20 protein-coding genes are annotated in these 24,170 nt (G+C 70.9%); 13 read left to right on the top strand and 7 right to left on the bottom strand.

Annotation, left to right across the window (positions count from 1 at the left end):
• Positions 1-101 precede the first annotated feature (101 nt).
• Complete coding sequence (locus BKI49_RS30975) at positions 102-1,685, top strand: alpha/beta hydrolase (protein ID WP_095937583.1); 1,584 nt, start codon at positions 102-104, stop codon at positions 1,683-1,685.
• Positions 1,686-1,884: 199 nt separating this feature from the next.
• Positions 1,885-2,397 (top strand): GNAT family N-acetyltransferase, encoded by a 513-nt coding sequence (locus tag BKI49_RS30970; protein ID WP_095937649.1) that lies wholly within the window; start codon positions 1,885-1,887, stop codon positions 2,395-2,397.
• A 169-nt stretch (positions 2,398-2,566) separates the two neighbouring features.
• Here BKI49_RS30970 and BKI49_RS30965 read toward each other — a convergent pair whose 3' ends face one another.
• Positions 2,567-3,145 carry an adenylosuccinate lyase gene (locus tag BKI49_RS30965; protein WP_095937582.1) on the bottom strand — a complete coding sequence of 193 codons (579 nt, stop codon included), beginning with the start codon at positions 3,143-3,145 and terminating at the stop codon, positions 2,567-2,569.
• Positions 3,146-3,514: 369 nt separating this feature from the next.
• Here BKI49_RS30965 and BKI49_RS30960 point away from each other — a divergent pair, with 369 nt between their 5' ends.
• The 9 genes from BKI49_RS30960 (at position 3,515) to pssA (ending at position 14,965) form a co-directional block, all read left to right on the top strand.
• Positions 3,515-5,320 carry a 3-hydroxyacyl-CoA dehydrogenase family protein gene (locus BKI49_RS30960; protein WP_095937581.1) on the top strand — a complete coding sequence of 602 codons (1,806 nt, stop codon included), beginning with the start codon at positions 3,515-3,517 and terminating at the stop codon, positions 5,318-5,320.
• 136 nt (positions 5,321-5,456) lie between these two features.
• A complete protein-coding gene (locus BKI49_RS30955) occupies positions 5,457-6,269 on the top strand; it encodes a TetR family transcriptional regulator (RefSeq protein ID WP_179332640.1) in 813 nt (270 codons plus the stop codon).
• 959 nt (positions 6,270-7,228) lie between these two features.
• Positions 7,229-8,566 carry a crotonyl-CoA carboxylase/reductase gene (gene ccrA, locus BKI49_RS30950; RefSeq protein WP_095937579.1) on the top strand — a complete coding sequence of 446 codons (1,338 nt, stop codon included), beginning with the start codon at positions 7,229-7,231 and terminating at the stop codon, positions 8,564-8,566.
• 9 nt (positions 8,567-8,575) lie between these two features.
• Complete coding sequence (locus BKI49_RS30945; protein WP_095937578.1) at positions 8,576-10,603, top strand: protein meaA; 2,028 nt, start codon at positions 8,576-8,578, stop codon at positions 10,601-10,603.
• Positions 10,600-11,565: an HpcH/HpaI aldolase/citrate lyase family protein gene (locus BKI49_RS30940; protein WP_095937577.1), complete on the top strand. Its 966-nt coding sequence runs from the start codon at positions 10,600-10,602 to the stop codon at positions 11,563-11,565. The genes BKI49_RS30945 and BKI49_RS30940 overlap by 4 nt, the downstream gene beginning before the upstream one ends.
• A 5-nt stretch (positions 11,566-11,570) precedes the next feature.
• Positions 11,571-12,098, top strand: coding sequence for a MaoC family dehydratase (locus tag BKI49_RS30935; protein ID WP_095937576.1), 528 nt, complete (start codon positions 11,571-11,573; stop codon positions 12,096-12,098).
• Between the two features lie 2 nt (positions 12,099-12,100).
• Positions 12,101-13,306 (top strand): acyl-CoA dehydrogenase family protein, encoded by a 1,206-nt coding sequence (locus tag BKI49_RS30930; protein ID WP_095937575.1) that lies wholly within the window; start codon positions 12,101-12,103, stop codon positions 13,304-13,306.
• A 170-nt stretch (positions 13,307-13,476) separates the two neighbouring features.
• Positions 13,477-14,124: a phosphatidylserine decarboxylase gene (locus tag BKI49_RS30925; protein ID WP_028801875.1), complete on the top strand. Its 648-nt coding sequence runs from the start codon at positions 13,477-13,479 to the stop codon at positions 14,122-14,124.
• A 22-nt stretch (positions 14,125-14,146) separates the two neighbouring features.
• Complete coding sequence (gene pssA / locus BKI49_RS30920; protein WP_028801876.1) at positions 14,147-14,965, top strand: CDP-diacylglycerol--serine O-phosphatidyltransferase; 819 nt, start codon at positions 14,147-14,149, stop codon at positions 14,963-14,965.
• Between the two features lie 69 nt (positions 14,966-15,034).
• Here the strand turns inward: pssA and BKI49_RS30915 are convergent, their stop codons facing one another.
• From BKI49_RS30915 to BKI49_RS30895, 5 genes are all read right to left on the bottom strand, one after another.
• Positions 15,035-16,297, bottom strand: coding sequence for an ABC transporter substrate-binding protein (locus BKI49_RS30915; RefSeq protein ID WP_095937574.1), 1,263 nt, complete (start codon positions 16,295-16,297; stop codon positions 15,035-15,037).
• Positions 16,294-17,427, bottom strand: a complete 1,134-nt coding sequence (locus tag BKI49_RS30910; protein WP_373557611.1) for a branched-chain amino acid ABC transporter permease — start codon at positions 17,425-17,427, stop codon at positions 16,294-16,296. Before BKI49_RS30910 ends, BKI49_RS30915 begins: the two co-directional genes overlap by 4 nt.
• Entirely contained in the window at positions 17,420-18,310 is an 891-nt protein-coding gene (locus BKI49_RS30905; protein WP_028801879.1) for a branched-chain amino acid ABC transporter permease, read from the bottom strand. The genes BKI49_RS30910 and BKI49_RS30905 overlap by 8 nt, the downstream gene beginning before the upstream one ends.
• Entirely contained in the window at positions 18,307-19,101 is a 795-nt protein-coding gene (locus tag BKI49_RS30900; RefSeq protein ID WP_095937647.1) for an ABC transporter ATP-binding protein, read from the bottom strand. The genes BKI49_RS30905 and BKI49_RS30900 overlap by 4 nt, the downstream gene beginning before the upstream one ends.
• Before the next feature lie 120 nt (positions 19,102-19,221).
• Positions 19,222-20,025, bottom strand: coding sequence for an ABC transporter ATP-binding protein (locus tag BKI49_RS30895; protein WP_095937573.1), 804 nt, complete (start codon positions 20,023-20,025; stop codon positions 19,222-19,224).
• Positions 20,026-20,204: 179 nt separating this feature from the next.
• Here BKI49_RS30895 and BKI49_RS30890 point away from each other — a divergent pair, with 179 nt between their 5' ends.
• The gene (locus BKI49_RS30890) at positions 20,205-21,416 is read left to right on the top strand and encodes a PucR family transcriptional regulator (protein ID WP_095937572.1); all 1,212 of its coding nucleotides are present in this window, start codon (positions 20,205-20,207) and stop codon (positions 21,414-21,416) included.
• A gap of 165 nt (positions 21,417-21,581) precedes the next feature.
• On the opposite strand, the gene BKI49_RS30885 is transcribed toward BKI49_RS30890, so the two are convergent.
• Complete coding sequence (locus BKI49_RS30885) at positions 21,582-22,718, bottom strand: glycerate kinase (RefSeq protein WP_095937571.1); 1,137 nt, start codon at positions 22,716-22,718, stop codon at positions 21,582-21,584.
• Positions 22,719-23,071: 353 nt separating this feature from the next.
• Here BKI49_RS30885 and BKI49_RS30880 point away from each other — a divergent pair, with 353 nt between their 5' ends.
• Positions 23,072-24,151 carry an ADP-ribosylglycohydrolase family protein gene (locus tag BKI49_RS30880; RefSeq protein WP_095937570.1) on the top strand — a complete coding sequence of 360 codons (1,080 nt, stop codon included), beginning with the start codon at positions 23,072-23,074 and terminating at the stop codon, positions 24,149-24,151.
• Positions 24,152-24,170: the final 19 nt, after the last annotated feature.

The raw sequence follows: 24,170 nt of genomic DNA, 5'->3' as shown, positions 1-24,170 counted from the left end.
GTCAAGTCTTGTCAGAACCGGTTCCTCCGGCCTCCCTTTCCGGCACGATGCGGCGAAGGCCGTGGCGTGCACGGCTCAAAACCTCCGTCCTGGGAGGCCTTATGAAGAAACGCGCAGCTGCTCTGTGCGGGGCAGCCGCCGTGGTGGCCGGGATGATCACGTCGATCCCGGCCGACGCGAGCGCCGGCTCCGCGACCGCACCGCGCACCACCCAGACCGCCAAGCTCACCTGGAAGAAGTGTGCGACCAGCGACTATCCGACGCTCCAGTGCGCGTCGGTGAAGGTGCCGCTGGACCACTCGCACCCCGACGGGCGGAAGATCACCCTCGCCCTCTCGCGCGTCCCGCACACCGCCGCGAAGTCCCAGGGACCGTTGCTGGTGAACCCGGGCGGCCCCGGCGGCAGCGGACTCACCCTGGCCGGATTCGTCGCCTCCTCGCTGCCGAAGTCGGTGGCCGCGCAGTACGACGTCATCGGGTTCGACCCGCGCGGCGTCGGCAAGAGCGAGCCCGCCCTGGACTGCAAGCCGGGGCACTTCGCCCCTGTCCGCCCCGACTCGGTGCCCGCCACTCCGGCCCTGGAGAAGGCCAACCTCGACCGCGCCAAGGCCTTCGCCACGGCGTGCGGCAAGAAGTACGCGAGCCTGCTGCCGTACATCGACACGGTCAACGCCGTCCGCGACATGGACTCGATCCGCGGCGCGCTCGGGGCCAAGAAGATCAACTACTTCGGCTACTCGTACGGCACCTACCTGGGCGCCGTGTACGCGAAGCTCTACCCTCAGCGCGTACGCCGCCTGGTCCTGGACTCCATCGTCGACCCCGTCGGCGTGTGGTACGACGACAACCTCGGGCAGGACTACGCCTTCGACGACCGCCAGAAGGCCTTCCTGGCGTGGATCGCCAAGCACGACGCGACCTACAAGCTGGGCACCGACCCGGCCAAGGTCGAGGCCAAGTGGTACGCGATGCGCGACGCGCTCGCCAAGAAGCCCGCACAGAAGAAGGTGGGCGCCTCCGAGCTGGAGGACACCTTCATCCCCGGTGGCTACTACAACGGTTACTGGCCCCACCTCGCCCAGGCGTTCTCGGACTACGCGAACGGCAAGAAGAGCGACTCGCTCGTCCAGGCGTACGAGGACTTCGGTGCCGTGGACGCCTCGGGCGACAACGGCTACAGCGTCTACACCGCGGTGCAGTGCCGTGACGCGTCCTGGCCGAGGGACTGGAACCAGTGGCGCAAGGACAACTGGGCGGTGTACGAGAAGGCGCCGTTCATGGCGTGGAACAACGCCTGGTACAACGCGCCCTGTGCCTTCTGGCCGACGCGCTCGCTGCGGCCGGTGGACATCTCCAACAAGTCGCTGCCGCCGGTGCTGCTCTTCCAGGCCACGGACGACGCCGCCACCCCGTACCAGGGCGGTGTCACGGTCCACCGCAAGCTGCGCGGCTCCAGTCTGGTCGTCGAGCAGGGCGGCGGGAACCACGGCATCACGCTGAGCGGCAACGCCTGCCTGGACAAGTACCTGACGGCGTATCTGACCGAGGGCAAGGTGCCGCACGGCAGTGGTGAGGCCGACGCGGTGTGCAAGAAGCTGCCCGACCCGGAGCCGCTGAAGGCGAAGGCCGCGTCCTCCTCCTCGCGGGGTTCGACGCTGCACGGGCTGCTCGGCTTCCGAGGCTGATCCCCGCCGGCCGAAGGCCCGTCGGGGGCGTTGTCGGACCCGTGGTCCACCATGGACCCATGACCGAGCCGATGCGCGTCCACGCCCCCGACGGGCCTGTCCCCGCCGCCACGCCGCCGTCCCCGACGCCCCACGGGGACGGCGGGGAGAGCAGCGCGTACGGGATGGTGTGCGAGTGAACGGGCTCGTGATCCGCGAGATGACCCTCGACGACTGCCCGCACGTCGCCGAGATCCGTGTGCGCGGCTGGCAGAGCGCGTACCAGGGTCTGGTACCGCAGTCGTACCTCGACGGGCTCAGCGTGGCCGAGGACACGGCGCGCCGGCGCGCGTTCTTCGAGCGGGGCGACGGCGATGTGGTGAACCTGGTCGCCGAGCGACAGGGCGAGCTGGTCGGCTGGGCCTGCCACGGACCGTACCGGGACGGTGAAGTCCGCACCGGCGACATCGAGTTGTACGCGATCTACGTGTGTCCCGACCGGGTCGGCAGCGGGATCGGGCGGGCTCTGCTCGCCGAGTCCGTCGCCCGGTGCGCGGCGGCCGGTCACGAGCGGATGCTGCTGTGGGTCCTCAAGGAGAACGCCCCGGCCCGCCGTTTCTACGAGCGATCGGGTTTCGGACCGGACGGCGCAGAGGAGCCCTTCGAGGTCGACGGTGTCGCGATACCCGAGGTGCGTTACGCGCGCCCCCTGGCCGGTACCGCCCTCGCCTGAGCCGCCGACGTCCCCGCGAGGCTCCGGGCGGTCCCGTCCCGGCGCCCTCCGGCCGGCACCGCTCCCACCGAGCGCCCGCACGCCTTCCCTGCGATCCCGCACCCCGGCCGACCCGCACCGTCCGGCCGACCCCGCACCGTCCGGCCGACCCCGCACTTCCCGGTCCGCCCTACCCCTTCCGAGCGGGCAGCAGGGCCAGTGCGTGGACCGCCGCCTCCGCGAGGGCCGGATGGGCCAGCGCCTCGCTCAGTACGGGTCTCGCACGCTCGTCTCCCAGTGCGCCGAGGCCCTGCACGCACGCGAGGGCCACGCTCCGGTAGGGGTCGTGCGGACGCAGCCGGCGCTCCAGGGTGGTGATCAGCGCGGGCACCGCCTCGGGGGCGCGCAGCTCGACGAGCAGCCGTATCGGATGGAGGGCGTAGGCGACGCGCAGCTCGTTCGTGGCGAGCGCCGCCGCCGCGCGGGCGGTGCGCGGATCGCCGAGCCGTGCCAGCGCGTACGCGGCGGACGCGCAGCGCTGCGGGTCGCGGTGGTTGAGCAGCAGGACGAGTGCCTCGAAGGCCCGCCGGTCCCCGGCCAGCCCGAGCCGGAAGGCGACCAACTCCCTGGCCCACAGCGGCTGTCCGGTCTCCGTGAGCGCGGACGCCAGTGCGTCGGCGTCCTCGGTCGCCACGAGCCGGTCGTACTCCGCCGAGCCTGCGGCCTCGTTCCGTAGACGCTCCGTGAGTGATCGCAACTCTTCGTCCATGACGCCGAGCCTAGAGAAGCGCGTGGGGCGTCGGGACGTACATCACAAACTCGGGGGCTGGCGCGCTCGTTACCGGCGGGTTAAGCTCAGACGAGCGAGTTACCCACTCGCCTCACCCTTGCAGTGGCCTGGTGACGCAGCCGCCGCAGGAGCAGTCGGTTCGGTGCCTCAGGTACCGCAGTACGACACGGCTTGGGACAGGGCCGGTCGACTTCACCGTTCGTCGGGGTGCGCGTTCCGAGCGCCTCGGGACGGACCGGGCGTGTGCGCCAGTCAGCCCGGCAACACCCGCAATCTCCGCACCATGTGCGCCCGTCGGCGTACCCCATGTGCACTCCTCAGTCGTCACCCTCTTCCTGGAGTCCCGCGATGGCCACTCCCCTGTCCGACACCCCTCTGCCCCAGCTCAAGACCGTCGCCGTCGTCGGCCTCGGCACCATGGGCACCGGCATCGCCGAGGTCCTCGCCCGCGCCGGCCGCGACGTGATCGGCATCGACATCAGCGAGGCCGCGGCCACCCAGGCCGTCGCCGCGCTCGAAGCGTCCACGGCCCGCGCCGTGCAGCGCGAGCGCCTCACCGAGCAGGAGCGCGGCGACGTCCTCTCCCGCTTCCGCACCTTCACCGAGCTGGCCGCCGCGGCCGACGCCGACCTGGTCATCGAGGTGACCCCGGAGTCGTACGACATCAAGCAGCAGGTCTTCCGGGAGCTCGACGCCGTCGTGCGCCCCGAGGCCATCCTCGCGACCGGCACCAACGCGCTGTCCGTGACACGGCTCGCCGCCGACTCGGCCCGCCCCGAGCGCGTCCTCGGACTGCACTTCTTCAACCCGGCCCCGGCGATGAAGCTCGTCGAGGTCGTCTCGTCCGTGCTGACCTCCCCGCAGGCCGTCGGCGCCGTCACCGACCTGGCGATCGAGCTCGGCAAGGAGCCCGTCGCGGTCGGGGACCGCCCCGGTTTCGTCGCGGACGGACTGCTGTTCGGCTACCTCAACCAGGCCGCCGCGATGTACGAGGCGAAGTACGCCTCCCGCGAGGACATCGACGCGGCGATGAAGCTCGGCTGCGGCCTGCCCATGGGCCCGCTCGCGCTGCTGGACCTGATCGGTGTGGACACCGCGCGCACGGTCCTGGAGGCCATGTACGCCGAGTCGCACGACCGGCTGCACGCCCCCGCGCCCATCCTCAAGCAGCTCAGCGAGGCGGGCCTGACCGGCCGGAAGTCGGGCCGCGGCTTCTATTCCTACGAGGCCCCCGGCAGCGCGACCGTCGTGCGGGACGCGCTCACGCCGCTGGAGGGCGCCGCCCTGGTCCCGGGCCGCACCGTCCGCTCCGTCGGCGTCGCGGGTTCCGGCACCATGGCGTCCGGCATCGCCGAGGTCTTCGCGAAGGCCGGGTACCAGGTCGTCCTCGCCGCCCGCAGCGCGGAGAAGGCGCAGGCCGCCAAGGCCCGTATCGGCAAGTCACTTTCGCGCTCTGTCGACAAGGGCCGGATGACCGCCGAGGCCGCCGCGCAGACCCTGGACCTGATCACCCCGGCGGGCACGTACGACGCGTTCGCCGACGTCGACCTGGCCCTGGAGGCCGTCGCCGAGGACCTGGCGATCAAGCAGCAGCTGTTCGCCACGTTCGACAAGGTCTGCAAGCCCGGGGCGATCCTGGCCACCACCACGTCGTCGCTGCCCGTCGTGGCCTGCGCCCGCGCCACCTCGCGCCCGCAGGACGTGATCGGCATGCACTTCTTCAACCCGGCCCCGGCGATGAAGCTCGTCGAGGTCGTGCGCACCGTGCTCACCGCCGACGACGTGCACGCCACCGTGCGCGAGGTCTGCGCGAAGGTCCGCAAGCACCCGGTGGACTGCGGCGACCGCGCGGGATTCATCGTGAACGCCCTGCTGTTCCCGTACCTGAACAACGCGATCAAGATGGTCGAGGAGCACTACGCGACGCTCGACGACATCGACGCCGCGATGAAGCTGGGCGGCGGCTACCCGATGGGGCCCTTCGAGCTGCTGGACGTGGTCGGCCTGGACGTCTCGCTCGCCATCGAGAAGGTCCTGCACCGCGAGTTCCGCGACCCCGGCCTGGCCCCCGCGCCACTCCTCGAACACCTGGTGGCCGCGGGCTGCCTCGGCCGCAAGACCGGCCGCGGCTTCCGCGAATATGCCCGGCGCTGAGCGTACGGGCGACTGGTTCGCGGAGAGCCCCGACTGGGGCGGACTGCTCGACCCGGCCGGACACCCCCCGCCCCAGGAGGGCGGGGGGATCCCCGGACATGCGCGCTCTCCTGCGCACATGCAGTACGTTCGGGTCATGTCCCAGCCCGCCAAGTCCTCACGTACACCAGCCACGCCCGACGCACCGGAAAGTGCCGCCGGCAGTCGCGCGGCCGCTCAACGCCTCAAGATGCGCCGGGAACTGGCGGCCGCGGCCATGGAGCTGTTCGCGACGAAGGGGTACGAGGCGACCACCGTCGACGAGATCGCGGCCCAGGCCGGAGTGGCCCGCCGGACCTTCTTCCGCCACTTCCGCTCCAAGGAAGAGGCGATCTTCCCCGACCACGACGACACGCTGATCCGGGCCGAGGCCGTGCTCAACGCGGCTCCCGCGCACGAGCATCCGCTCGACACCGTGTGCCGGGGCATCAAGGAAGTCATGAAGATGTACGCGGCGCGGCCCGAGATCTCGGTCGCCCGCTACAAGCTCACGCGTGAGGTACCCACCCTGCGCGAGGCCGAGATCGCGTCGGTGGCCCGCTACGAGCGACTCTTCACCCGCTATCTGCTGGGCCACTTCGACGAGCACGCGCATGACGACGACGCCAACGACGACCCGCTGCTGGCCGAGGTGGCCGCGTCCGCCGTCGTGACCGCCCACAACCACGTGCTGCGGCGCTGGCTGCGGGCGGGCGGCCAGGGCGACGTGGAGGCACAGCTCGACCACGCCTTCGCGATCGTACGGAAGACGTTCGGCAACGGGATCGGCGCCGGGCGGGAGACCACCCCGCGTTCGACACCCGCCTCCTCCTTCACGGAAGGCGACGTGCTGGTGACCGTCGCCCGGGTCGACGCCCCGCTCGACCAGGTCATGCGCACGATCGAGCAGGCGCTCAAGGAGCGTCCGTAGCCGCTTCGTCCGCGCGCCGCGCCGACGCCGCGGCGCGCACCTCCGAACCGTGACCGCTCCGGACTCCGAGACGGGCCCCGGCCCCAGGTCCCAGGCCGCGCCACTCCCCAGCCGCGCCGCCGGCACCGGGGCCCGCACCTCCGAACCGTGACCGCTCCGGACTCCGAGACAGGCCCCGGCCCCAGGCCCCAGGCCGCGCCACTCCCCAGCCGCGCCGCCGGCACCGGGGCCCGCACCTCCGAACCGTGACCGCTCCGGACTCCGAGACAGGCCCCGGCCCCAGGCCCCAGGCCGCGCCACTCCCCAGCCGCGCCGCCGGCACCGGGGCCCGCACCTCCGAACCGTGAGGCCTCCGGCCCACGAGCCGCCTCAGCCTCAGACCCCGGGCCATGCCACGCCTCATCCCCGGGCCGCCACGCCCCGGCTCCCCGGCCGCGAAGATCGCGGCCTTCGCAGGTCCCGCCGATCGTGCCGCGAGCCGTCGCGAACGGCGGGCGCCCACGCATCCTCGCCCCGCCCTCGCCGCACGGTTCCACGCACTCCCCCGGCGTCCCGAACGCACGCGGGCAGCGCCCCCGCTGTGACATCCGGCGGACCACGACAAGACCTCCCATAGCCACCTACTCGACAGTAGCTTTGATCGATCATCGCTCATTTGTTACGTAAAGATTTCATCTGAGGCCAACTTCTGGCACTCAGTGCCTTGTCAGGTGACACGCGGTGTCATACGTTGAAGGAGTCCGGGCGGCCGGCGTGCAGAGACCTTTCGTACGCCGGCTGTCCCCGCAAGCCCCCCAGGCTGCGCGCCCGGACGCCTGCGTCACAGGCAACCTCCTGCGCCGACCAAGCGCCGCCACAGCACCACCTCCGCCGAACCGACGGCACCCCTCACACCCTCAGCAGCACCGACGTAACCCTCAGCGTCTTCCCTCAGGACGCTCATCGCCGGAGGCAACACCGTGAAGGAAATCCTGGACGCGATTCAGTCCCAGACCGCCACGTCTGACGACTTCGCCGCTCTGCCGCTCCCCGAGTCCTACCGTGCGATCACCGTGCACAAGGACGAGACGGAGATGTTCGCCGGGCTCAGCACCCGCGACAAGGACCCCCGCAAGTCGATCCACCTGGACAACGTGCCGGTGCCGGAGCTCGGCCCGGGCGAGGCCCTGGTGGCCGTCATGGCCTCCTCGGTCAACTACAACTCCGTGTGGACCTCGATCTTCGAGCCGCTGTCGACCTTCGGCTTCCTGGAGCGCTACGGCCGGCTCAGCGAGCTGACCAAGCGCCACGACCTGCCGTACCACATCATCGGCTCCGACCTCGCGGGCGTCGTCCTGCGCACCGGCCCGGGCGTGAACGCCTGGCACCCCGGCGACGAGGTCGTCGCGCACTGCCTGTCGGTCGAGCTGGAGTCCTCGGACGGCCACAACGACACGATGCTCGACCCCGAGCAGCGCATCTGGGGCTTCGAGACCAACTTCGGCGGACTCGCCGAGATCGCCCTGGTCAAGTCCAACCAGCTGATGCCGAAGCCCGACCACCTGTCGTGGGAGGAGGCCGCCGCTCCCGGTCTGGTGAACTCCACCGCCTACCGGCAGCTGGTCTCCCGCAACGGCGCCGGCATGAAGCAGGGCGACAACGTGCTGATCTGGGGCGCGAGCGGCGGGCTCGGCTCGTACGCCACCCAGTTCGCGCTGGCCGGCGGCGCCAACCCGATCTGTGTCGTCTCCAGCGAGCAGAAGGCGGACATCTGCCGCTCGATGGGCGCCGAGGCGATCATCGACCGCAGCGCCGAGGGCTACAAGTTCTGGAAGGACGAGCGCACGCAGGACCCGAAGGAGTGGAAGCGCTTCGGCAAGCGCATCCGCGAATTCACCGGCGGCGAGGACATCGACATCGTCTTCGAGCACCCCGGCCGCGAGACCTTCGGCGCCTCGGTCTACGTCACCCGCAAGGGCGGCACCATCACCACCTGCGCCTCGACCTCGGGCTACATGCACGAGTACGACAACCGCTACCTGTGGATGTCGCTGAAGCGGATCATCGGCTCGCACTTCGCCAACTACCGCGAGGCGTGGGAGGCCAACCGTCTGATCGCCAAGGGCAAGATCCACCCGACGCTCTCCAAGGTCTACTCCCTGGAGGACACCGGGCAGGCCGCCTACGACGTGCACCGCAACCTCCACCAGGGCAAGGTCGGCGTGCTGGCGCTCGCCCCCGAGGAGGGTCTGGGCGTCCGCGACCACGAGAAGCGCGCCCAGCACATCGACGCCATCAACCGCTTCCGGAACGTCTGAGGTCCCCAGATGACTGAGCGTCAGAAGGACCGGCCGTGGCTGATGCGCACGTACGCCGGTCACTCCACCGCCGAGGCGTCCAACGAGCTGTACCGACGCAACCTCGCGAAGGGCCAGACAGGCCTGTCGGTCGCGTTCGACCTTCCGACGCAGACCGGTTACGACCCCGACCACATCCTCGCCCGCGGCGAGGTCGGCCGGGTCGGGGTCCCGGTCTCCCACCTCGGTGACATGCGCCGTCTGTTCCAGGACATCCCCCTGGAGCAGATGAACACCTCGATGACGATCAACGCCACGGCCATGTGGCTGCTGGCGCTCTATCAGGTCGTCGCCGAGGAGCAGGGCGCGGACATCACCAAGCTCCAGGGCACGACCCAGAACGACATCGTGAAGGAGTACCTGTCGCGGGGGACGCACGTCTTCCCGCCGGGCCCCTCCCTCCGTCTGACGACGGACATGATCACCTACACGGTGAACCACATCCCGAAGTGGAACCCGATCAACATCTGCAGCTACCACCTGCAGGAGGCGGGCGCCACGCCGGTCCAGGAGATCGCGTACGCGATGTCCACCGCGATCGCCGTCCTGGACGCGGTGTTCGCGTCCGGCCAGATCGCCGAGGACCGCAAGGGCGACGTCGTGGCCCGCATCTCCTTCTTCGTGAACGCGGGTGTCCGCTTCGTCGAGGAGATGTGCAAGATGCGGGCGTTCGGGCGCATCTGGGACCAGATCACCCGCGAGCGGTACGGCATCGAGAACCCCAAGCAGCGGCGTTTCCGGTACGGCGTCCAGGTCAATTCCCTCGGTCTGACCGAGGCGCAGCCGGAGAACAACGTCCAGCGGATCGTGCTCGAGATGCTGGCCGTGACCCTCTCGAAGGACGCACGCGCGCGTGCCGTGCAGCTGCCCGCCTGGAACGAGGCGCTGGGCCTGCCCCGGCCCTGGGACCAGCAGTGGTCGCTGCGCATCCAGCAGGTGCTCGCACACGAGAGCGACCTGCTGGAGTACGAGGACATCTTCGAGGGTTCGCACGTCATCGAGGCCAAGGTGTCGGCCCTCGTCGAGGAGTCGCTGGCCGAGATCGACCGCATCCAGGAGATGGGCGGCGCCATGGCCGCCGTCGAGTCGGGCTACCTGAAGTCGCAGCTCGTCTCCTCGCACGCCGAGCGCCGCGGCCGTATCGAGTCCGGCCAGGAGAAGATCGTCGGCGTCAACATCTTCGAGTCCACCGAACCGAACCCGCTCACGGCCGACCTGGACGCCGCCATCCAGACGGTCGACCCGGCCGTCGAGGCCCGGGTGATCGGCGCCCTGGAGAACTGGCGCGACACGCGCTACCAGCCTCCGTTCAACCACCCGCGTCCGTGCAAGGCGCTGGAGCGGCTGAAGGCGGCCGCCAAGGGCACCGACAACCTCATGGAGGCCACCCTGGAGTGCGCCCGCGCCGGGGTCACCACCGGCGAGTGGGCCGGGGCCCTGCGCGAGGTGTTCGGCGAGTTCCGCGCGCCGACCGGTGTCTCCTCCGCGCCCGTCGCGGTCACCGCCGAGGAGGGCACCGCGCTCGCCCAGGTCCGTCGCAAGGTGGAACTGACGGCACGGGACCTCGGTGTCGGCAAGCTCCGCTTCCTGGTCGGCAAGCCGGGCCTGGACGGACACTCCAACGGCGCCGAGCAGATCGCCGTGCGGGCCCGCGACGCCGGCTTCGAGGTGGTCTACCAGGGCATCCGGCTGACGCCCGAACAGATAGTGGACGCCGCTGTCGCGGAGGACGTGCACGGTGTCGGGCTGTCCATCCTGTCCGGCTCGCACGCCCAGTTGGTGCCGGACGTGCTGGAGAGGCTGCGTGAGGCCGGCGCCGCGGACATCCCGGTGATCGCGGGCGGGATCATCCCGAACGCCGACGCCGAGCAGCTGCGGGCCGCGGGAGTGGCCGCGGTCTTCACACCGAAGGACTTCGACATCACCGGAATCATCGGCCGTATCGTCGACGAGATCCGGAAAGCGAACAAGCTCGACCCCCTGGAGGTCCCCGCATGACCACGCCCGTCAACCGTCTGCGTCCGCGTCGCTCCTGCCTCGCGGTACCGGGGAGCAACCCGCGTTTCCTGGAGAAGGCCCAGGGCCTCCCCGCGGACCAGGTCTTCCTCGACCTGGAGGACGCGTGCGCGCCGCTGGCCAAGCCCGGGGCACGGCACACCATCGTGAAGTTCCTCAACGAGGGCGACTGGACCGGCAAGACGCGGGTCGTGCGCGTCAACGACTGGACCACCGAGTGGACGTACCGCGACGTCGTGACCGTCGTGGAGGGCGCGGGCCAGAACCTCGACTGCATCATGCTGCCGAAGGTCCAGGACGCCCAGCAGGTCGTGGCGCTGGACCTGCTGCTGACGCAGATCGAGAAGACCATGGGCTTCGAGGTCGGCAAGATCGGCATCGAGGCGCAGATCGAGAACGCCCAGGGCCTGAACAACGTCAACGAGATCGCGACGGCCTCCCAGCGCGTCGAGACCATCATCTTCGGCCCGGCCGACTTCATGGCGTCCATCAACATGAAGTCGCTCGTCGTGGGTGAGCAGCCGCCCGGCTACCCCGCGGACGCCTACCACTACATCCTGATGAAGATCCTGATGGCCGCCCGCGCCAACAACCTCCAGGCGATCGACGGCCCCTACCTCCAGATCCGGAACATCGACGGCTACCGCGAGGTCGCCCAGCGCGCCGCCGCGCTCGGCTTCGACGGCAAGTGGGTGCTGCACCCGGGCCAGGTCGAGGCGTCCAACGAGATCTTCTCGCCCTCCCAGGAGGACTTCGACCACGCCGAGCTGATCCTGGACGCGTACGACTACTACACGTCCGAGGCGGGCGGCAAGAAGGGTTCCGCGATGCTCGGCGACGAGATGATCGACGAGGCCAGCCGCAAGATGGCCCTGGTCATCTCGGGCAAGGGCCGGGCCGCCGGCATGCAGCGCACCAGCAAGTTCGAAGCCCCGGAGGCCTGAGCACCATGCAGTTCGGACGCACCTACGAAGAGTTCGAGGTCGGCGCGGTCTACAAGCACTGGCCCGGGAAGACGGTCACGGAGTACGACGACCACCTCTTCTGTCTGCTGACCATGAACCACCACCCGCTCCACATGGACACGAACTATGCGGAGAAGACGACAGATTTCGGGAAGAACGTCGTCGTCGGCAACTACATCTACTCGCTGCTCCTCGGCATGTCCGTGCCGGACGTGTCGGGCAAGGCGATCGCCAACCTGGAGATCGAGTCGCTGCGGCACGTGGCGCCGACCTTCCACGGCGACACGATCTACGGCGAGACGACGGTCCTGGACAAGACGCCTTCCCGGTCCAAGTCGGACCGCGGGATCGTCTATGTCGAGACCAAGGGCTACAAGCAGGACGGCACGCTGGTGTGCGTGTTCCGCCGCAAGGTGATGGTCCCCACCGAGACGTACATCAAGGAGCGTGGCGGCGAGCAGCCCGGCCGTCCCGAGCCGACCGCACCTGCGGACAAGAAGACGGAGAAGTAGCCATGGCGCGACTCGCCCAGACCGCCGGTCTGACCGACATCCAGCAGGAGATCCTCTCCACCGTCCGCGACTTCGTGGACAAGGAGATCATTCCGGTCGCCACCGAGCTGGAGCACCGCGACGAGTACCCGCAGCAGATCGTCGACGGCCTCAAGGAACTGGGCCTGTTCGGCCTGATGATCCCGGAGGAGTACGGCGGCCTGGGCGAGTCCCTGCTCACGTACGCGCTGTGCGTGGAGGAGATCGCCCGCGGCTGGATGTCGGTGTCCGGCATCATCAACACGCACTTCATCGTGGCGTACATGCTCAAGCAGCACGGCACACAGGAGCAGAAGGACTACTTCCTGCCGCGGATGGCGCTGGGCGAGGTGCGCGGCGCGTTCTCGATGTCGGAGCCGGGTCTCGGCTCGGACGTCTCGGCGATCACGTCGAAGGCGGTCAAGGACGGCGACGAGTACGTCCTGAACGGTCAGAAGATGTGGCTGACGAACGGTGGCTCGTCGACCCTGGTGGCCGTCCTCGTGCGAAGTGACGAAGGACACCCCGAGGGCACCGCGCCCCACAAGTCGATGACGACGTTCCTGGTGGAGAAGGAGCCCGGCTTCGGCGAGGTCCGTCCCGGCCTGACCATTCCCGGGAAGATCGACAAGATGGGCTACAAGGGCGTCGACACGACCGAGCTCATCATGGACGGACTGCGCATTCCGGCCAATCGTGTACTCGGTGGGACGACCGGCCGAGGGTTTTACCAAATGATGGACGGAGTCGAGGTCGGGCGCGTCAACGTCGCGGCCCGTGGCTGCGGTGTCGCCCAGCGTGCCTTCGAGCTGGGTGTCTCCTATGCCCAGCAGCGTCACACTTTCGGCAAGGCGATCGCCCAGCACCAGGCCATCCAGTTCAAGCTGGCCGAGATGGCTACCAAGGTCGAGGCGGCCCATGCCATGATGGTGAACGCGGCACGCAAAAAGGACTCCGGGGAACGAAACGACCTCGAAGCGGGGATGGCGAAGTACCTCGCCTCCGAGTACTGCAAGGAGGTCGTGGAGGATGCATTCCGGATCCACGGCGGCTACGGCTTCTCCAAGGAGTACGAGATCGAGCGCCTCTACCGCGAGGCCCCGATGCTGCTGATCGGTGAAGGTACCGCCGAAATCCAGAAAATGATCATCGGGCGCAGGTTGCTCGAAGAGTATCGACTCCAGGGCTAGATGTCGTGATTCGGGGTGTTTTCTTCGCGAAGAAGATCACACCCCGTCAACACTCTTCGGCCGCCGACTCGGCTTCCTGGCTTGCCCAGTTGCGGCCCGCGACCGGTACGATCGCCGGAAAGCCGCCGTCCCCCGTTCCAGCGCGGCATCATCCGCTACGAAGGTCATCCATGCCCCACAGCCAAACCTCTGCACAACGCGGCCGCGTCCGCCTCGCGCGCGGAGCATCGCCGTGGCTCCTCCCGACCGTGGCCACCGCAGCACTCAGCCTGGCCCGCGCGCGCCGCTCCGGCGCCGCCAAGGCCGTGGCCGTACCCGCCACCGCGCTCGCGGCCGGCATGCTGTGGTTCTTCCGCGACCCCGAGCGCGAGATCGCCCAGGGCCGCGTCATCTCGCCCGCCGACGGTGTGGTGCAGAGCATCATGCCGTGGAAGGACGGGCGCACCCGCGTCGCGATCTTCATGAGCCCGCTCAACGTCCACGTCAACCGCGCGCCGCTCTCCGGCACGGTGACGTCGGTCGAGCACATCCCCGGTGGGTTCGTTCCGGCGTTCAACAAGGAGAGCGAGAACAACGAACGCGTCGTCTGGCACTTCGACACCGAGCTCGGTGACATCGAGATGATCCAGATCGCCGGCGCGGTGGCCCGTCGCATCGTCCCCTACATCCCTCAGGGCACCAAGGTGGAGCAGGGCGACCGCATCGGCCTGATCCGCTTCGGCTCGCGCGTCGACATCTACCTCCCCGAAGGTGTCGAGGTCGATGTGGAGGTCGGTCAGAAGACCGTGGCTGGGGTGACTCGAATTGACCGTGATTGATCCTGAGACACAGGCCGGCTGGGTGCCGGAGGCCGAGGACGTGGACGACGAGGAGGAGATGCCGCTCTCGCTCCGCCTCTCAATAGCGGACACCCTCACCCTCGGCAACGCCACGTGCGGCTTCATGGCGGTGTACTTCACCACCACCGGCATCCTGATCCCGCACCTCACGGGCAGCCAGGAGACGGGCATGGCGCGCCACAGCGCCGCCACGGCCGTCATCCTCATGCTGTGCGCCGCGGTCTTCGACCTCTTCGACGGTCTGGTCGCCCGCAAGCTGCGCTCCTCCCCCATGGGCGCGGAACTGGACAACCTGTCCGACCTGATCAGCTTCGGACTCGCGCCGGCGTACTTCGTGCTCGTCTACGGCATGGTCGCGGACGACGCGCACCAGCGGGTGGCGGCGGTGGGGGCCATCGTGGTCCTGCTCGCGGTCGTCCTCCGCCTCGCGCGGTTCTCCTGCGTCACGGTCAAGGACGGCACCTTCCAGGGCATGCCCTCGCCGTTCGGCGCGTTGACCGTCGTCTCCATCGTGCTGCTGGAGCTGCCGTTCGTCGCCACGCTCATGGCGATCATCGGCACCGCCTGGCTGATGGTGAGCCGGGTCGAGTACCCGAAGCCGCGGGGCCGCCTCGCGGTCGCGATGCTCTCCTGGATCGTGCTCAGCATGGGTCTCCTGGCGGCCTGGGCGTTCGACGCCCCGAGCGGCCAGCTGCTCCTTCAGACGGGCTGCGCGCTGCAGCTGGTCATGGGCGCGGTCATCCCGCTCTTCGCCACGGCCCGGAGGGTGAACAACTTCCGGGACAACCGTCGCGAGGCACGCGCGGCGCAGCTGCCGTAACACCCCGTACGTCGCCGAAGGGCCCCGAACCGGATGGTTCGGGGCCCTTCGCGTGCGTGGGGCGGGGTGTCACGAACCGGGCGTGTAGCCCTCCGCCGCGGACGAGGCCTCGGCCTCGCGGACCACCTTCATGCCGCCCACCGCGCTCTTGTCGGGCCGCAGGATCACGCTCTGCTTGGACGACGCCGACTTCGGATCGCTGAAGTCCTGCGTGATGCCGAAGCCCGGGTCGAAGGCGTTGATGGTCAGCAGGGCCTTGTCGACGCCCTCACGGGTGAGGTCCTTGGCCGCGCACGCCTTCTTCAGGGCCTCGCCGAACGCGGCGGCGGCGGTCCAGCCGGCCACCACGCCGTTGTCGAGGGAGTCCTTCGGGTAGGCGGCCTTGTAGTCCTCGACCAGCTTCTTGGCCTGGGGCGTGTCGGCCCCGATCGGCAGCGACGGCGAGGCCACGTAGTAGTTCGCCGTCAGGGCGGGACCCGCCTGGGTGGCGAGCAGCTGCGGGGCGAAGGCCGAGTTGTTGCCGATGATCGGCACGGGGAACTTGCCGGCCGCCGCGACACCCACCAGGGAGGCCGCCTGCCGCGGGCCCGCGCTGATCACGATGGCCTTCACCTTCGCCTGCTTCAGCGCCGCGACCTGTCCGGTCATGTCGTTGTCCGTCGGTTTGATCTTCTGCTCGACGACCTGGAGCCCCGCCTTCTTCGCCATGTACTTGGAGCCGGCCAGCGCGTTCTCGCCGTAGTCGCCCTCGAAGTACACGTGGCCGATCTTGTCGCCCTTCTTGAGGCCCTTCTCCTTCATCAGGAAGTCGATGGCGTTGATGGTCTCGATGTCGTACGTGGAGCCGATGACCCGGATGTACGGGCTGCCGAGCAGGGTCGCGGACCAGGCCTGCGGCAGGACCAGCCCCTTGTCCTGGCCGTCGATCCGCTGCTTGACCGCGGCGACGAACGGCGAGCCGATGAACTGCGTGAAGCCGAGCACCTTGGGCGCCAGCTCGGTGTACCCGGAGACGGCCTTCTGCGGGTCGTACCCGTGGTCGCGGACCGTGAGGGAGAGCTTGTAGCCGCAGACCCCGCCGCTCGCGTTGACCTGCTTCACATAGAGCTGCTGGGCCTGGGTGACGCTCTTGCCGAGGGTCGCGTACACCCCCGTCATGTCGGTGAGCACCCCGAGCGAGATCGTCTTCCCGGAGATCCCGTCACCGGTCTTCACCCCGCCCGCCGACTGCTTGTCTCCGTCGTCGTCCTTGGCCTTGGAGCTGCAGCCGGCCAGCACGAGCAGTGCCGCCAGTGCCCCGGCGGCCACCTTGGCCGTATGTGTCGTTCTCATCGTTCCTCCCCTGGAGTGGCCCCTGAACCGGGACTGACGCGGCGCCGGGCGGCCAGCCTGACCAGGCCGCCCGGCAGGAAGAGCACCACCGCCACGACGGCGGCGCCGTACAGGTACCGGGCTGCCTCGCCCGGTGCGATTCCGCCCGTCCCGGGGTCCGAGACAAGGGGCAGTGCATCGCTGTAGCGGGTCAGCAGCTGCGGCAGCAGCGAGACGAAGACGGCCCCGACCACCGCCCCGGCCACCGATCCGAGCCCGCCGATGACGATCATGGCGAGGTAGTCGAGCGAGAGCGTGATCCCGAAGTAGTCGGGCACGGTCCGCTGGAAGACCAGGGCGAGCAGGACCCCCGCCAGACCCGCGTACATCGACGACAGGACGAAGACGGCGGCGCGGTAGCGGGCGACCGGCACCCCCATCACCCCGGCGGCGATCCGGTGGTCGCGGATCGCGTTCATGGCGCGGCCGGGCCGGCCGCGCAGCACCCCCCGGGCGAAGAGGGCGCAGCCCAGCAGCAGCACCAGCCCCGCGTACCAGAGCTTCTCGGCGGAGCCGAACGGCACGGCGGCGACGACGACCTCCCGGTCGTCGAAGGTGAGGCCGAACAGACTGAGCGGGGGTACGTCGCGGCCGTTGAAGCCGCCCGTCAGGTCACGCGCGTTGAACAGCACGTGCTGGCCGATGAAGATCAGCGCCAGTGTGGCGATGCCGAGATAGGCGCCGCGCAGCCGGCCCGCGATCGGGCTGAACAGGCCTCCGGCGACACCCGCGACCAGGACGGCCAGCACGGCCGCCAGCCAGCTCGGCAGTCCCAGACCGGTCAGCCCGTCGCCCCCGTCGGCGGCGAACACGCAGTAGCCGTAGGCGCCGACCGCGAGGAAGAAGGCATGGCCCATGGAGAGCTGCCCGGTCGCGCCGGTGAGGAGATTGAGGCCGATCGCGCCGATGGCCGCGGCCATCGCGAACAGCCCGGCCTGGAGCCAGAAGCGGTCGAGATAGAAGGGCAGCGCCAGCAGCAGGACCGCACCGGCCACCCGGACCCAGGTCCGGACACCGGGCAGCCGGAGCGTGCGGTGACGAGCGGGCCGGGTGGTGCCGGTCGTCTCGTCACGGGCGAGGACGTCAGACACGGGCGAGCTCCTTGGTGCCGAACAGCCCGGCGGGCCGGATGAGCAGGATCGCGACCATGACCAGGTAGGGAGCGAGGTCGCCGAGGCCGCGTCCGAGGAAGGTGAGGTCGCTCTGGTAGCCGGTGGCGAGGGACTCGGTGATGCCGACGAGCAGCCCGCCGACCAGCGCGCCCGTCGTCGAGTCGAGGCCGCCGAGGATCGCCGCGGGGAACGCCTTCAGCGCGGCGAGGGAGGTGGCCCGTTCCAGTCCCGGTGTGGGGAAGACGGTCAGGAACAGCGCGGCGACGGCGGCGAGGCCTCCGGCCACCGCCCACGCGCCGAGCGACACCCGGCCCAGCCGCACACCCATCAGTGCCGCCGTCTCCGGGCTCTCCGCCGCCGCGCGCATCGCCACGCCCCAGGACGTGTACCGGAAGACCAGCAGGAAGGCGGTGATGAGCAGGGCCGCGGCGACGAACGCGGCGATCCGTGTGTGGGCGAGCGAGACCGGCCCGACGGTGAGCACGGCGTCGCCCCACGGGTCGCCGAGCGCGAGCACGTCGGTGCCGATGCGCCGGGTCAGTTCGGTGGTGAGCAGGATGTCGACGCCGATCGTGACGATGGCGAGGACGCTGTGGTCGGAGCCCCGGTAACGGCGCATCACCAGGAACTCCACGGCGGCCCCCACCGCCGCGGCGCCGGCGATGCCGACGAGGAGCGCGGGCCAGAAGCCGATGTCGTCGTGGAGGGTCGCGGTGACGTATCCGCCGGCGAGGAGCAGCGAGGCGTGGGCGAAGTTCACGACCTCTGTGGCCCGGAAGATGACGACGAAGCCGAGCGCGATGAGTGCGTAGACGGAGCCCAGCGAAATGCCGTTGAGCAGGAGTTCGGCGAAGGTGCTCATGAGGTGCTCTCCTCCTCGTCGGCGCGCTCGCCCAGATAGGCGCGCACCACCGCCGGATCGTTCTGTACGTCGTCGGGTGCGCCGTCGGCGATCCGGCGCCCGAAGTCGAGTACGGTCACCGCGTCCGCGAGCCGCATCACCACCCCCATGTCGTGTTCCACCAGCAGGATCGAGATGCCGAGGCTGTCGCGGACCCCCGCGACGACCGCGGCGGTGCGGCGCCGTTCGTCGGCGGTCATGCCGGCGACGGGCTCGTCCAGGAGCAGGATCCGGGGCTCCATGCACAGCGCCCGGGCGAGTTCGGCGAGCTTCTGCTGCCCGTACGGCAGTGATCCGGCGGGCCGGTCGAGGCAGTCCTCCAGGCCCACGAACGCGGCGATCTCGCGGACACGTTCGCGGTGCCGCCGTTCCTCGCGCGCCGCCGCGGGCAGCCGCAGCCCCGCGGCGAGGAAACCGGTGCGGGTCAACCGGTGGCGGCCGAGCAGCAGGGAGTCCTCGACGGTGGCGTGCGGCGGCAGGGCGAGATTCTGGAAGATCCGGGCCACGCCCAGTTCCGCGATGCGGTGGGGCGGCAGACCGGTGAGCTCGTGGTCGCCGAAGCGGACACTGCCCGACGCGGGCCGGCAGACACCGGAGAGCACGTTGAAGCACGTGGACTTCCCGGCGCCGTTGGGGCCGATGAGGGCGTGCACGGTGCCCGGCCGCACGGTGAAGCCGACCGCGTCCAGCGCGGTCAGCCCGGCGAACCGGACGGTGACGTCCCTGACGTGCAGCGGGGGGACGTCGGCGATCGTGCCGTGCGCGGGTGCGGGAGCTTCGGCGGCGTCGCCCGGCACGGCGACGCCGGAGGAGGGCTGGGCCTTGGCGGGGCCCGGTGTTGCGGCTGTTTCAGGTGTTTCCACTGGTGCTGTTCACCCCTTCCAGCGGGACAGGGCCGGCAGGCCGCCCGCTCGGGACACGTCGGCCGCCGCGTCCTCGTCGGTCACGCCCAGATAGCGGCGGCGCACCTCGTCGGAGGCGGCGAGCGTGTCGGCGGGGCCGGAGAGGGTCACCTCCCCCACCTCCAGGACGTAGGCGCGGGACGCCAGCCGCAGGGCGAGCGCGGCGTTCTGCTCGACGAGCAGGACGGAGGTGCCCTGTTCGTTGATCTCCCGCACGGTGTCGGCGATCCGGGCGGCCATCAGCGGGGCGAGCCCGAGCGACGGCTCGTCCAGGAGCAGCACCTTCGGGGAGCCCATGAGTGCCCGGCCGACCGCGAGCATCTGCTGCTCGCCGCCCGACAGCAGTCCCGCCCGCTGCTGGGCCCGGTCGGCGAGGACGGGGAAGAGGTCGTGCACTCGGCGCAGGGCACGGGCCCGCTCCGCCCGGCCGCCCGAGCCGCCGAGCGCGCCGGCACGCAGATTGTCCGCGACCGTCATACGGGCGAACACCCGCCGTCCCTCCGGGACTTGGGACACGCCTGCGGCGACCACCCGTTCCGGCGGCAGCCGGTCCAGTGGGCGCCCGCCCAGCGAGACCGTGCCGCCGGTCACCGCTCCCCCGTGGAAGGAGAGGGTCCGGCACACCGCCCGCAGCAGCGTCGACTTTCCCGCGCCGTTGCTGCCGAGAACCGCCACCACGGCGCCTTCGGGCACCTCCAGCGACACCTGACGCAACGCGCGCACGGGTCCGTATCCGACCGACAGATCCCGCACGAGCAGAGCGGATCCGCCCATGGCACCTCCCTTTCCTCGCTCGGTGTGGCGCTCACCTCAGCACCGGCGGGGACGCCCGTCCACGGGGTGCGGACGAAACGCGGCGGGAGCCCAGAGGTGACGTCGGCCGGTTGTGCGCGCGCACAACACCGCGTGTCAGGGGCCTGTCCGGCAGGGTGCCGCGGTGGCATCCTCCGGCCATGGGACGGCGCAGACCGCGGACCGGTCATGACTGGAAACTGCTCGGGGAGTCCTGCACGGCGCTGCTGGAGCGACTGCCCGAGCTCGTCGACGAGCACCTGCGTCAGCTCGCCGAGCACTCACCGGTCTACGGGCAGGTGCTGCCGTACGACCAGCAGTGGCAGGAGGCGGAGACGGCGATGCGCATCGGCATCCAGACGATCTCGGCACCGCGGGACTCCCCGCGCCGCGATCTGGAGCACGCCGAGGACGCGGGGCGCCGCCGCGCTCAGCAGGGACTCCCTCTGGAACTCCTCGTCCACGCCTACCGTGCCGCGGGCTATCTCGTGTGGGACGCGCTGCTGGAGGGGGCCGCGGGCCGGGAGCCGGAACGGCTCGCGGTGCTGATGCGGTCCGCGACGATGGTGTGGGCGGCCGTGGACGCGCAGGCCGCCGTCGCCTCCGATGCCTACCTCGCGACCGAGAAGGAGCTGCGGCGCCGCACCGACGAGCAGTTGCAGGCCCTGCTCGACGCCCTGCTCGAAGGCAAGGAGGCGCCCGGGCTGGCGGCGCGGGCCGCCGCGGGGCTCGACCTGCCGGAGCAGGGGCCGTACGCCGTGGTGGTGCTGCGGCCCGACCGCCGCGACGGACGGGACGCGTTCCCCCGGCCCATGCGGGGAGCGGGTCTGCGTTTCATCTGGCGGATGCGGACGGACTGCGAGGTCGGTGTGGTCGCGCTGGGCCCGGGGCAGGGCCTGGACGCCGTGGCGCAGCTGCTGGACGGACGCCATGCGGGGCCGGGTGGCATCAGTCCGGTGGTGTCGGGCCTCGCCGAGCTGGGCCGGGCGCGGCGGATGGCCGAGCTGGCGTTACGCACCTGTCCGCCGGACGCGACACATGTCGTACGCCTCGACCGGCGGATGCCGACGGCGCTGGTGGTGAGCCAGCCGGAGCTGGCGGGGCAGCTCGTGTCGGACGTGTTCGGCGAGCTGCTGGCGCTGGACCCGGCGGACCGGGCGGTGCTGCTGGAGACGCTCGACGTGTGGCTGGCCTGCGAAGGCTCCGCGGGCCGGGCGGCAGGGCAGCTGTACTGCCACCGCAACACGGTCTTCAACCGGCTGCGGCGGCTGGAACAGCTGACGTCGAGATCCCTGGCCCGGCCCCGCGACCTGATCGAGATGACGCTGGCGCTGGACGCGTACCGGCTGGCCGGGGGCGGGGCGGCGGCCTGAGGCGGCACGGACCCCTCCGGCCGGGGCGAGCGCCGCCCCCGCACCACGGATCCCGCCCCTCCGGCCCGCGCCGGCATCGCCCGTACCCGGAGAGCACTGCCCCCGGCAGAGGGCCCGCCGTCTCGGGGAGGATCACTGCCCCGGCCGCGGCCCCCTCACGGCGTCTCAGCCGAGGAAGTCCCGCCCGATGTTCTCCGCGACCCGCTCCAGGATGGGGCCGGCGTCCGCGATGCACTTCGCGACGTCGGGCTCGACCTCCGTCAGCGCGTACGCCCGCCTGATGCCGGCCTGTCCGAGCACCTCGGGAGGAAGGGCGAGGCGCCCGCAGACCGCGACGACCTCCTTGCCCGCCGCGCGTGCGGCGGCGGCGACGCCGGCCGGGGCCTTGCCGTGCAGGGTCTGCTCGTCGAGCGAGCCCTCACCGGTGACGACGAGGTCGGCGCGGTCGAGGGCCGGGGCGAAGCCGAGGACGTCGAGCATGACCTCGATGCCGGGACGGAAGCGGGCCCCGAGGACGAGCGCCCCGTACCCGATGCCGCCCGCCGCACCGGCGCCGGGCGCCGCCGCGTACTCGGCGGCCCGGGCACCGATCGCCTTCTCCAGGACCGTGGCGAAGTGCGCGAGCGCGGCGTCGAGAGTGGCCACGTCGTCGGGGCTCGCACCCTTCTGGGGGCCGTAGACGGCCGGGGCGCCCTTGGGCCCCGTCAGCGGGTTGTCCACGTCACTGGCGAGCACGAAGTCGACCGAGGAAAGCCGGGCGTCCAGCGCGGAGAGGTCCGCGCTCGCCACGTCGCGCAGCGCCGCGCCGCCGGGTGCGACCGGCTCGCCGTCCGCGTCCAGGAAGCGCGCTCCCAGCGCGGCCAGCATGCCCGCGCCGCCGTCGGTCGTGGCGCTGCCGCCGACGCCGAACACGATGGTGCGCGCACCGGCGTCCAGCGCGGCGCGCAGCAATTCGCCCGAGCCGTACGTCGACGCGGTGAGCGGCGCGAAGACCCCGGCGGGCAGCCGCTGCAGCCCGCTCGCCTCGGCCATCTCGACCACGGCGGTGTCTCCGCGCAGCGCGTACGCAGCGGTCACCTCGTCGCCGAGCGGCCCCGCGACGCGCAGCTCGCGCCGCTCGAACCCGGCCGCGACCGCCGCGTCCACGGTCCCGTCGCCTCCGTCGGCCACGGGCAGCGCCTCGACCTCGGCGCGCGGCGCGACCCGGCGCAGTCCGGCCGTCACCCGTTCCGCGACCTGCACGGCCGTCAGCGATCCCTTGAACTTGTCCGCGGCGATGAGCACACGCGGGGTCCGATTCACTGCAGCGTCCGCCACCTTGCATTCCCCTTGCTTTCCGGGCCTTGCTCACGTCAAGGCAGTCGCGCCGCTGCGACCTTAACCGGAGGAAGCCCCCGCCGTCATGCCCCGCCCACCTGCCGGAACCGTCCCGCTCCGTGGACCGCGACGGTCCGATCCGTGGATCACGGCGGCACGGCCCCCGGGGTCCGGTCCATGGATCACGGCGGCACGGCCCGGTCCGCGCCGCAAGGGGCCGGCACCCGGCGGCGTCCGGCGGCCCGGGGCGTGCGACGCGGCGAAATGGTCCGGCGCCCGGAGGCACCAGCCTCGCCGAACACCGCGCGCGGCCGCCCGTAATTGGGTAAACCGGAGCTATGACCCCTGTGGGCACTGAGCTCGCGGACCGCGTCCTCGGGGGCTGGCTGGGCCGGATCGCGGGCAACATGCTCGGCAAACCGGTCGAGCAGGGCGACCACTGGACGCGGGATCGCATCGACCGCTATCTGCGGCAGGCCGCGGCCCTGCCGCTCACCGACTACCTCCCCGAGCCGGCCGATGACGGCAACGGCGAGGAGTTCGCGCTGCGCCCGGAGTGGCGGAGTTGCGTGCGCGGCCGTATCCACGGCAGCTGCCGTGACGACGACGTGGACTACGCGATCCTCGGGCTGGACCTGCTGGAGACCCACGGGTTCTCCTTCAGCACCGAGCAGGTGGGCGACCTGTGGCTGCTGCGGCTGCCGTATCTGCAGACGTTCACGGCGGAGCGCGCCGCGTACCGCAACCTCGCGAACGGACTGAAACCGCCACTGACGGCCACCTACGACAATCCGTACCAGGAGTGGATCGGGGCGCTCATCCGCGCCGACGTCTACGGCTGGACCTGTCCTGGTCTTCCGCGCCGCGCCGCGGCTCTGGCCCGCCGGGACGCCGTCCTGTCGCACACCGGCAACGGCGTGTACGGGGCGATGTGGGCGGCCGCGCTGGTCTCGGCCGCGTTCACGGCACCGACCGTGCGGCACGCACTGGACACGGCGCTGACGGTGATCCCCGCGAGCAGCCGCCTCGCCCGCACGGTGCGCCGGGTGCTCACGCTCCACGAGACCCGGATGACCTGGGAGGACACGCTCAGCACGGTCGCCGAGGAGACCGCGGGCCTCGGCTGGATCCACACCGTCCCGAACGCCGCGGTCCTCACGGCGGGGCTGCTCTACGGCGACGGGGACTTCACCCGCACCATCACGCTGACCGTCCGCGGCGGCCTGGACACCGACTCGAACGGCGCGACGGCGGGCTCGGTCGCCGGGGTCCTGTGCGGGGCGGACGCGGTTCCGGAGCAGTGGAAGGACCCTCTGGAGGACACCGTGCGCAGTGCGGTGTTCGGCTTCGACGGGGTGCGGATCAGTGAGCTCGCGTCCCGCACGGTCGCTCTCGCAGAGGCCGGCAACGGTTCCTGAGCCCCTGGGCCGGTGGGCA

Source organism: Streptomyces sp. Tue6028, assembly GCF_002300165.1.
Classification (GTDB): Bacteria; Actinomycetota; Actinomycetes; order Streptomycetales; family Streptomycetaceae; genus Streptomyces; species Streptomyces siamensis.
Note: the sequence above shows the minus strand (reverse complement) of the source record. Positions and strands in the feature narration are given on the sequence as shown.

Bases quoted from the DNA above. Each gene is read 5' to 3' on its own strand.
- BKI49_RS30975 (WP_095937583.1), top strand. From the start codon at position 102: ATGAAGAAACGCGCAGCTGCTCTGTGCGGGGCAGCCGCCGTGGTGGCC.
- BKI49_RS30970 (WP_095937649.1), top strand. From the start codon at position 1,885: ATGACCCTCGACGACTGCCCGCACGTCGCCGAGATCCGTGTGCGCGGC.
- BKI49_RS30965 (WP_095937582.1), bottom strand. From the start codon at position 3,145: ATGGACGAAGAGTTGCGATCACTCACGGAGCGTCTACGGAACGAGGCC.
- BKI49_RS30960 (WP_095937581.1), top strand. From the start codon at position 3,515: ATGGCCACTCCCCTGTCCGACACCCCTCTGCCCCAGCTCAAGACCGTC.
- BKI49_RS30955 (WP_179332640.1), top strand. From the start codon at position 5,457: ATGTCCCAGCCCGCCAAGTCCTCACGTACACCAGCCACGCCCGACGCA.
- BKI49_RS30945 (WP_095937578.1), top strand. From the start codon at position 8,576: ATGACTGAGCGTCAGAAGGACCGGCCGTGGCTGATGCGCACGTACGCC.
- BKI49_RS30940 (WP_095937577.1), top strand. From the start codon at position 10,600: ATGACCACGCCCGTCAACCGTCTGCGTCCGCGTCGCTCCTGCCTCGCG.
- BKI49_RS30935 (WP_095937576.1), top strand. From the start codon at position 11,571: ATGCAGTTCGGACGCACCTACGAAGAGTTCGAGGTCGGCGCGGTCTAC.
- BKI49_RS30930 (WP_095937575.1), top strand. From the start codon at position 12,101: ATGGCGCGACTCGCCCAGACCGCCGGTCTGACCGACATCCAGCAGGAG.
- BKI49_RS30925 (WP_028801875.1), top strand. From the start codon at position 13,477: ATGCCCCACAGCCAAACCTCTGCACAACGCGGCCGCGTCCGCCTCGCG.
- BKI49_RS30915 (WP_095937574.1), bottom strand. From the start codon at position 16,297: ATGAGAACGACACATACGGCCAAGGTGGCCGCCGGGGCACTGGCGGCA.
- BKI49_RS30905 (WP_028801879.1), bottom strand. From the start codon at position 18,310: ATGAGCACCTTCGCCGAACTCCTGCTCAACGGCATTTCGCTGGGCTCC.
- BKI49_RS30895 (WP_095937573.1), bottom strand. From the start codon at position 20,025: ATGGGCGGATCCGCTCTGCTCGTGCGGGATCTGTCGGTCGGATACGGA.
- BKI49_RS30890 (WP_095937572.1), top strand. From the start codon at position 20,205: ATGGGACGGCGCAGACCGCGGACCGGTCATGACTGGAAACTGCTCGGG.
- BKI49_RS30880 (WP_095937570.1), top strand. From the start codon at position 23,072: ATGACCCCTGTGGGCACTGAGCTCGCGGACCGCGTCCTCGGGGGCTGG.